This is a genomic window from Xanthobacter sp. BG11Y11_SDJG (assembly GCF_057364445.1).
This window is the reverse complement of sequence record NZ_JBNFNU010000183.1, coordinates 1-8,101: the sequence shown is the minus strand read 5'-3', so window position 1 is coordinate 8,101 and position 8,101 is coordinate 1. Positions and strand designations below refer to the sequence as shown.

Genomic DNA, 8,101 nt, shown 5'->3' with positions numbered 1-8,101 from the left:
GCCGCCGCGGCGGCGAGGCCGTCGCGCACGCCCTTCGAGAGGGCGTTCACGGGCCGCATGGTCGATCACCACCACCGCCACCGCGCCGTGGCGCTCGATGCGCACGGGAGAGGTCGCGGCCATGCTCACACCCGCTCGATGAGGGCGGCGATGCCCTGGCCGACGCCGATGCACATGGTGGCGACCGCCCGCTTCTGTCCGCGCGTCTCCAGCGCGCTCACCGCGGTCATGGCGAGCCGCGCGCCGGACATGCCGAGCGGGTGGCCGAGCGCGATGGCGCCGCCGTGCGGGTTCACATGCTCCGCATCGTCCGGCAAACCGAGCTGGCGCAGCACCGCCAGCGCCTGGGAGGCGAATGCCTCGTTCAATTCGATCACGTCGATGTCGGCGAGGGAGAGCCGGTTCTTCTGAAGCAGCTTGGTGGTGGCCGGCGCCGGTCCGATGCCATGATGCGCGGCGGCACCCCTGCCTGCACCACCGACACGACGCGGGCGCGCGGGGTGAGGCCGTATTTCTTCGCCGCCTCGGCCGAGGCGAGGATCAGCGCGCCCGCCCCGTCATTGACGCCCGAGGCGTTGCCGGCGGTGACGGTTCCGCCCTCCTTGCGGAACGGGGTCTTGAGCGCGGCGAGCTGCTCCAGGGTGGTGTCGCCGCGCGGGTGCTCGTCCGCCTCCACGCGCACCACGGCGCCCTTCTTGCCCTTGATCTCGATGGGCGCGATCTCGCGGGCGAAGAAGCCGGCCTCCTGCGCCGCCTTGGTGCGCTGCTGCGAGCGGAAGGCGAACAGGTCCTGGTCGGCGCGGGCGATCTGGAAATCGGCGGCCACGTTCTCGCCGGTCTCGGGCATGGAATCGACGCCGTATTGCGCCTTCATCAGCGGGTTCACGAAGCGCCAGCCGATGGTGGTGTCGTAGATCTCGTTCTGGCGCGCGAAGGCCTCGCTCGCCTTGCCCATGACGAAGGGCGCGCGGCTCATGCTCTCCACCCCGCCGGCGATCACGAGGTCGGCGTCGCCGGTCATGATGGCGCGCGCGGCGATGCCCACCGCGTCGAGCCCCGAGCCGCACAGGCGGTTGACCGTGGTGCCCGGCGCGCTCACAGGCAGGCCGGCGAGCAGCGCCGCCATGCGCGCCACGTTGCGGTTGTCCTCTCCCGCCTGGTTGGCGCAGCCGAACACCACGTCGTCCAGCGCCTCCCAGTCGACGCCCCGATGGCGCGCCGCGAGCACGCGGATGGGATGGGCGGCGAGGTCGTCGGCGCGCACGTCCTTCAATGCGCCGGCATAGCGGCCGATGGGGGTGCGCGCGAAATCGCAGATAAAGGCGTCGGTCATGGGCGTTCTCCGGCGCTGTGGGCGCGCTCAGCTCTTGGTCTTGTTCAGGTCTTCTTGCCCAGCAGCTCGCGGGCGATGATGAGCTGCTGGATCTGGGTCGTTCCCTCATAGAGCCGGAACAGGCGCACGTCGCGGAAGAAGCGCTCCACCGCATAGTCCGCCATGTAGCCGGCGCCGCCATGGATCTGCACCGCCCGGTCGGCGACGCGGCCGACCATCTCGGAGGCGAACATCTTGCAGGCCGACGCCTCGATGGTGACGGTCTCGCCCGCATCGCGCTTGCGCGCGGCGTCGAGCACCATGGCGCGGGCGGCATAGGTCTCCGCATAGCTGTCGGCGAGCAGCGCCTGCACCAGCTGGAACTCGGCGATGGGCCGGCCGAACTGCCGCCGCTCGTTCGCATAGGCGACGCCGAGCTCGATGAGCCGCGTCGCCGCGCCGACGCACACCGCCGAGATGTGCAGGCGGCCCTTGTCGAGCACCCGCATGGCGATGCGGAAGCCCTGGCCCTCCGCGCCGATGATGGCGTCGGCCGGCACCACGCAGTCCTCGAACATCACGTCGCAGGTGTGGGCGCCGCGCTGGCCCATCTTGCGGTCCCACGGGCCGAGCGACAGGCCGGGCGCGCCGCGCTCGACGAGGAAGCACGAGATGCCGCCCGCCCCCGGCGTGTCGGAGGTGCGCGCCATGACGGTGAACAGCCCGGCCTCGGGCGCGTTGGTGATGTAGCGCTTGGTGCCGTTGAGGACCCAGCTGCCGTCGTCGCGCTTCACCGCACGGGTGCGCAGCGCGGCAGCGTCCGAACCGGCATCGGGCTCGGTCAGCGCGAAGGAGGCGACGAGGTCGCCGCTGGCGAGGCGCGGCAGATAGCGGGCGCGCTGCACCTCAGTGCCGGCCAGCACGATCGCCTGCGAGCCGATGCCGATATTCGTGCCCACCGCCGAGCGGAAGGCAGGGGAGGTGCGGCACAGTTCCATGACAATCTCCACCTCCTCCGCCATGGAGAGGCCGAGGCCGCCCCACTGCTCGGGGATGGAGAGGCCGTAGAGCCCCAGATCGCGCATCTGGGCCAGGATGGAGGGGTCGATGGCGTCGGCCTCCGCCACCGCTGCCTCGGCCGGGATCAGCCGCTCATCCACGAAGCGGCGCACCGTGTCCTTGAGGAGCGCGAAGGTTTCCTGATCCAGCGCCACGAGTGCCCTCCCCGGCTGGCTGCGTCTGCCGGCCTGACGGGGTAGCGGAGTTTGTCGGGGGAGTCGAGAATTTGTCCGCTATGCGGAACTGGATTTTATTTTTCGCCGCCGTTGGCCGTGCTGCCGTCCAGCAGGCGCTGGGCGATCTCGCGCGCGATCTCCACCAGGCGCTGGCCAATCCGGCGCTGCTTGGCGGCGGGCAGATGCCGCGCCGGGGCGCCGCACGCGAGCGCATAGACCGCCGCCCCGCCGGGCACGACCAGGGGCGCGGCGACGGCGTTGATATCGGCGTTCCAGCTCGCGGACGTGGTGGTGAAGCCTTGCTCCACCACCTCGCGGCGAGCGGTTTCGATGCCGGCGCTGAGGCCCTCCCACGCGCCGCCGTGGCGCGCCCGCAGCAGGCCGAGCAGATAGTCGCGTTCCTCCCCCGCCAGCGGCGCGATCAGCGCATGCCCGGCGGCGGTGCCGGCGAGCGGGATGCGCGAGCCCACCTCCAGGCGCAGCGTGATCAGCGTGTTGAGGGAGTGGCACACCTCCAGTTCGATCGCGTCGAGCCGGTCGCGCGCGGCGAGCGCGGCATGGACCGCGAAGGTGTCCGCCAGCTCCTTCAGGTAGGGCCGCACCAGGTCGCCGAGGCTGAACGGCTCGCGCGCGGCAAAGCCCAGCGCCAGAACCGCAGGGGCGATGCGGTATTGCCGCCGGCGCGGATCGTGATGGAGGTACCCAAGACCGGCCAGCGCCTGGAGCAGGCGCGAGGTGGTCGGCTTGGGGAGGCCCACCCGCTCCGCCACCTCCACGCCGCTGAGCCAGACCGCGGGACTGGCCCCGAACGCCTCCAGCACGACAAGACCGCGCGCCAGCGCGTTCACGAAATCCCGGTCCTGGGCGGTCACCCCGTTGCGGCGGCGCCGGCGCACGCGATCGCGCGGGCGGCGCAGGTGCGGCGTCGGGACCGGAATTGGGGGGACCGGAATTTGCGGGATCGGCAGGGGATTTGGCGGGATTTTCCGCGGTCTGGTCGTCCATGGGATGCTCAGTCGCCCCAGAACCGTTCGCCGCGCTGGTCCATGAGGCGGCCGATCTCGCCCGCGACGGCCATCAGTTCTGGCCCCAGCTGGTCCTGGAATCGGGCCGGATCGAGGTCGGGCCGGCGGGTGCCGCAATTGAGCGCCAGCACCGTTTCGCCGCGGTCCAGCCAGACCGGCGCGCCGACCGCGAAGATCTCCCGCCGCCAGTCGCCGAACGACACCGCGAAGCCGCGCCGCTCCACCTCGGCGATGGCCTCCGCAAGCCCTGCCTCCACCTCGTCCGCCGCTGCCCCCCCCGCCGCCCGGATCGCCGCCAGATGCCGCTCCCGCTCTTGCTGCGGCAAGGCCCACAGATAGGCGCGGCCCATGGCCGAGCGGGCGATCGGCACCAGCGTTCCCACCTGCAGGCGCATGGCGATGGTCTCCGGGCCGGAGCAGACGTGCAGGTAGATCATGTCCGGCCCGTCGCCGATGCCGAGCGCCACGGACATCTCGTGCCGGTCCGCCATTGCCTGCATTAGCGGCCCCGCCACCTGCCGCACCGAGAGCGGGCGCAGCGCGGCATAGCCGAGCGTCGAGACCTTGTCGCCGAGGTGATACTGGCCGTGCGGCGCCACCTGCCGCAGATAGCCCATGGCGCAGAGCGTGTAGGCAAGCCGCGCCACCGTCGCCTTGGGCAGCCCGGTGCGCTGGGCGATCTCGGTGTTCCCCAACGGCGCATCGATCGCGCGGAAGGCGCGCAGGATGGCGAGCCCGCGTGCCAGCGAGACAACCTCGGTGCCCGTGTCCCTCATCGGCGTCCTGCCTGCTCCGTGCCGGCCGGATGATGGCACGGCGGCGCGGACGCTTCAAAATCAGGCCGGCATCTGGAAGTCGAGGAAGCGTTTGGTGGGGAAGTCGTAGAGCCGCCCCGTCTCCTCGCAGGCCGGCAGGCACAAAGGCACGATGGCGGCGGCGGCGGCTTCCGCGGTCGGCAGCGTGGCCGGATCCTCGCCCGGGAAGGCCTTGGCCCGCATGCGGGTGGCGATCGGGCCGGGATTGAACAGGTTCACCTTGAGGTTGGCGTTGGCATGCTCGGCCGCCCAGGTGCGGGCCAGCACTTCGAGCCCGGCCTTGGTGATGGCATAGGGCCCCCAATAGGCCCGCGCCTTGTGCGCGGCGCCGGACGAGACGAAGACCGCGCGCGGCGTGGTGGACAGGCGCAGCAGCGGGTCGAACGAGCGCACGCAGCGCCAGTTGGCGGTGAGGTTCACCGCGACGATGTCGTCCCAGTCCTTGGGGAAGACGTGGCCGAGCGGGGTCAGCGGGCCGAGCACGCCGGCATTGCCGACGAACACGTCGAGCCGGCCGTAGCGCTCATACAGCGCACCCCCCAGCCGGTCGATGCCGTCCGCATCCTTCATGTCGAGCGGCACCAAGGTGGCGCTGCCGCCCACCGCCTTGACGGCGTCGTCCAGCTCCTCCAGCGCACCTTCGGTGCGGCCGGTGGCGATCACGTGGGCGCCGGCGGCGGCGAGCGCCACGGCGGTCGCCGCGCCGATGCCGCGGGTGGCGCCGGTGACGAGGGCGATCTTCTCGGAAAGCGGCCGATCGGGCACGTCTACCTCGCGCTTGGAGAGCGGTTCAGCCGTCCGCCGTGATCTCGACGCTGGGCGCCGAGCGGCGGGCGGGTCCATGGTGGACCGCCTCGATGTTGTTGCCCTCGGGGTCGAGCACGAAGGCGGCGTAATAGTCGGGATGATAGCCGCGCAGGCCGGGGGCGCCGTTGTCGCGCCCGCCGGCGGCAAGGGCGGCGGCATGGAAGCGGTCCACGCTCGCGCGATCCCTTGCCTGGAAGGCGAGGTGCGCGCGGCCGGTGGGTGGCGAGCCCGCGCTCACGAACAGCTCGTCGGCGAAGAAATAGCCGTCCCCGTCCTCCACGGGAACGCCCAGCACCCCGAACACTGCGCCATAGAAGCGCCGGCAGGCCTCAAGGTCGCGCACCACCAGTTGCACGTGGTCCAGGAGGCGGCCGCGGTGCCAGGTGGCAAGCTCCACCAAGGCTCAGCTCGCCTCTGCCAGCAAGGACAGCTGCTGCGACGACACCTGGCTGGAACGGTCGGTGAGCGGGGTCGGATAGTCGCCGGTGAAGCAGTGGTCGGTGAATTGCGGCCGCGCCGGGTCGCGGGCCTCGAAGCCCATGGCCCGGTAGACACCGTTCACCGAGAGGAAAGCGAGCGTATCGGCGCCGATATAGCGCCGCATGCCTTCCAGATCGTGGGTGGCGGCGAGCAGCTTGTCCCGGTCCGGCGTGTCGATGCCGTAATAATCGGGGTGGGTGATGGGCGGCGAGGCGATGCGGAAGTGCACCTCCTTGGCGCCGGCATCGCGCATCATCTGCACGATCTTCACCGAGGTGGTGCCGCGCACCAGGCTGTCGTCCACCAGCACGATGGACTTGCCTTCCACCACCGAGCGGTTGGCGGAGTGCTTCATCCGCACGCCCTGGTCCCGCACCGACTGGGTCGGCTGGATGAAGGTGCGTCCCACATAGTGGTTGCGGATGATCCCCAGCTCGTAGGGGATGCCGGAGAACTGGGAGAAGCCGATGGCCGCCGGCACGCCGGAATCCGGCACCGGCACGATCACATCGGCCGAGGCGGGGCTTTCCTGCGCCAGCACCTGGCCCATGGTCTTGCGCACCTGGTACACCGAACGCCCGCCCACCACGGAATCGGGCCGGGCAAAATAGATGTACTCGAAGATGCAGGGGCGCGGCGCCATCTCCGGGAACGGCTTGAAGGAGGTCACGCCCTCCTCGTCGATGACGATCACCTCGCCGTTCTCCACGTCCCGCACATAGCGCGCGCCGATGATGTCGAGGGCGCAGGTCTCCGAGGCGAGGATGGGGGCGCCGTCCAGCGAGCCCAGCACCAGCGGGCGGATGCCGAGCGGATCGCGGGCGCCGATGAGCTTCTTGTTGGTGAGCGCCACCAGCGAATAGGCGCCCTCCAGCGACCTGATGGCGTCGATGAAGCGGTCGATGAAGCGCGGCTTCTTGGAGCGCGCCACGAGGTGCAGGATCACCTCGGTATCGGTGGTCGACTGGGTGATGGCGCCCTCGCGCACCAATTGGCGGCGCAGGGTGATGCCGTTGGTGAGGTTGCCGTTGTGGCCCACCGCGAAGCCGCCGGCGTCGAGCTCGGCGAACAGCGGCTGCACGTTGCGCAGCAGGGTCTCGCCGGTGGTGGAGTAGCGCACGTGGCCGACGGCGCTGTCGCCCGGCAGGCGGGCGATGACGCGGGCGTCGGAGAAGGTGTCGCCGACGAGGCCCAGGCGCCGCTCGGAATGGAAGCGCCGCCCGTCATAGGAAACGATGCCTGCCGCTTCCTGGCCACGGTGCTGGAGCGCGTGGAGGCCGATGGCGGTGATGGCCGCCGCCTCCGGATGATTGTAGATGCCGAAGACGCCGCATTCCTCGCGGAGGCGATCGCCGTTCAGGTCGAGATCCAAATCCGAACGCGCCGGATAGGTATCGGACAGATGGTCCACCCCTTCCGGCGCCGCCTCGTTGTGCGCGTCCATTCCAAACCTCCGCGGCCCTTGGCCGGTGCCGCGCATCGCTCGGCCGGCGGGCAGGTCCCGCCGCCTTCGTGGTGCCCCCACAGCAGGGCCGGTGCGGCCAGATCGCAGGATCCGGCCACGCGCACCCCATGCCCAAGATCAGGCCCGCCCCTCCCCGCGACGCGGGCGAAGGCAACGGGTGCTAGCGCCCGCTTCCCGAGGGAGCCGGCGCGGTCGGGGCGGCGGGCGCGGCAGGCACGTCGCCCTCGTCGCCGGCGGGCGACTTTCTTAAGCTTGTTCAAAATGGTGTTTTTCAGGGTCATCCGGCAACTGGCCCATAAGCCAATCCCCCGCACTTTGCAGCGCCGGGCGCGATTTGGCGTCCAGAACCCATGGCGGCTGGCTCTTGGCCGGGACCAGCCAGTTGAAAAACAGGAACGCAACCACCATGACGAGAAGGCCGCGCGCGAGACCGAACAGGAAGCCGAGCGAGCGGTCGACCGGACCGATGCGGCTGTCGAGCACCATGTCGGAGATTCGCGCGGTGATGATGGAGGCGATTAGCAGCGTGCCGAGGAAGAGAATCGCCACTGTCGTCGCGGTCGCTGCCATGTCCTGCGTGATGTAGGGCTTCACGTAGGGCAAGGTCGACTTATAGAAATAAAGGGTGACGCCGGCGGCGACGACCCAGGACAGGATGCTGAAGACTTCGCGCAGCAGCCCGCGAACCATCGCGAGGATGCCGGAAAGCAGCATCACCGAGATCACAATGATGTCCAGCAAAGTCACAGGCATCGGTGCTATGATCCGTGGTGGGCGCGGACCCCGAAGGCGCCTGCGCGGGACACGACCTCACGCCCCCCGAAAGGACGAGCCGGCGCCGGGTCATATAGCCCGCGCGGATGGCCGCGTCATCTCCGCAGATCGCCTCAGCTTTTTCCGAACCGCGTGCGCGGGCCCGCTCCTCCTGCGCGCGGGGCGGCGGCAGGTCGGGCCGCGCCTCC

The 8,101-nt window shown here is 70.4% G+C and carries 6 protein-coding genes and 2 pseudogenes; all 8 read right to left on the bottom strand.

The genetic code is table 11. The features are described from left to right. Positions 1 to 125: 125 nt before the first annotated feature. The 8 genes and pseudogenes from pcaF to AC2W7M_RS14960 all read right to left on the bottom strand — a co-directional run bounded on the left by pcaF (position 126) and on the right by AC2W7M_RS14960 (position 7,892). Positions 126 to 1,333: pseudogene (gene pcaF, locus AC2W7M_RS14995) on the bottom strand (3-oxoadipyl-CoA thiolase). A 44-nt stretch (positions 1,334 to 1,377) separates the two neighbouring features. Next, positions 1,378 to 2,526: an acyl-CoA dehydrogenase family protein gene (locus AC2W7M_RS14990; RefSeq protein ID WP_486133044.1), complete on the bottom strand. Its 1,149-nt coding sequence runs from the start codon at positions 2,524 to 2,526 to the stop codon at positions 1,378 to 1,380. A gap of 95 nt (positions 2,527 to 2,621) precedes the next feature. After that, positions 2,622 to 3,443, bottom strand: coding sequence for an IclR family transcriptional regulator (locus tag AC2W7M_RS14985; RefSeq protein ID WP_486133043.1), 822 nt, complete (start codon positions 3,441 to 3,443; stop codon positions 2,622 to 2,624). A gap of 116 nt (positions 3,444 to 3,559) precedes the next feature. Next, positions 3,560 to 4,348, bottom strand: coding sequence for an IclR family transcriptional regulator (locus AC2W7M_RS14980; protein WP_486133042.1), 789 nt, complete (start codon positions 4,346 to 4,348; stop codon positions 3,560 to 3,562). A gap of 60 nt (positions 4,349 to 4,408) precedes the next feature. Next, a complete protein-coding gene (locus AC2W7M_RS14975) occupies positions 4,409 to 5,152 on the bottom strand; it encodes an SDR family NAD(P)-dependent oxidoreductase (RefSeq protein WP_486133041.1) in 744 nt (247 codons plus the stop codon). A 25-nt stretch (positions 5,153 to 5,177) separates the two neighbouring features. Beyond that, complete coding sequence (locus tag AC2W7M_RS14970; RefSeq protein ID WP_486133040.1) at positions 5,178 to 5,594, bottom strand: VOC family protein; 417 nt, start codon at positions 5,592 to 5,594, stop codon at positions 5,178 to 5,180. Positions 5,595 to 5,597: 3 nt separating this feature from the next. After that, a complete protein-coding gene (purF, locus tag AC2W7M_RS14965) occupies positions 5,598 to 7,118 on the bottom strand; it encodes an amidophosphoribosyltransferase (protein WP_486133039.1) in 1,521 nt (506 codons plus the stop codon). A gap of 181 nt (positions 7,119 to 7,299) precedes the next feature. Further along, a pseudogene (locus AC2W7M_RS14960) lies at positions 7,300 to 7,892 on the bottom strand (CvpA family protein). Positions 7,893 to 8,101 lie beyond the last annotated feature (209 nt).

Excerpts from the sequence above, each read along its gene's own strand:
- purF (WP_486133039.1), bottom strand. The coding sequence starts at position 7,118 with ATGGACGCGCACAACGAGGCGGCGCCGGAAGGGGTGGACCATCTGTCC.
- AC2W7M_RS14980 (WP_486133042.1), bottom strand. The coding sequence starts at position 4,348 with ATGAGGGACACGGGCACCGAGGTTGTCTCGCTGGCACGCGGGCTCGCC.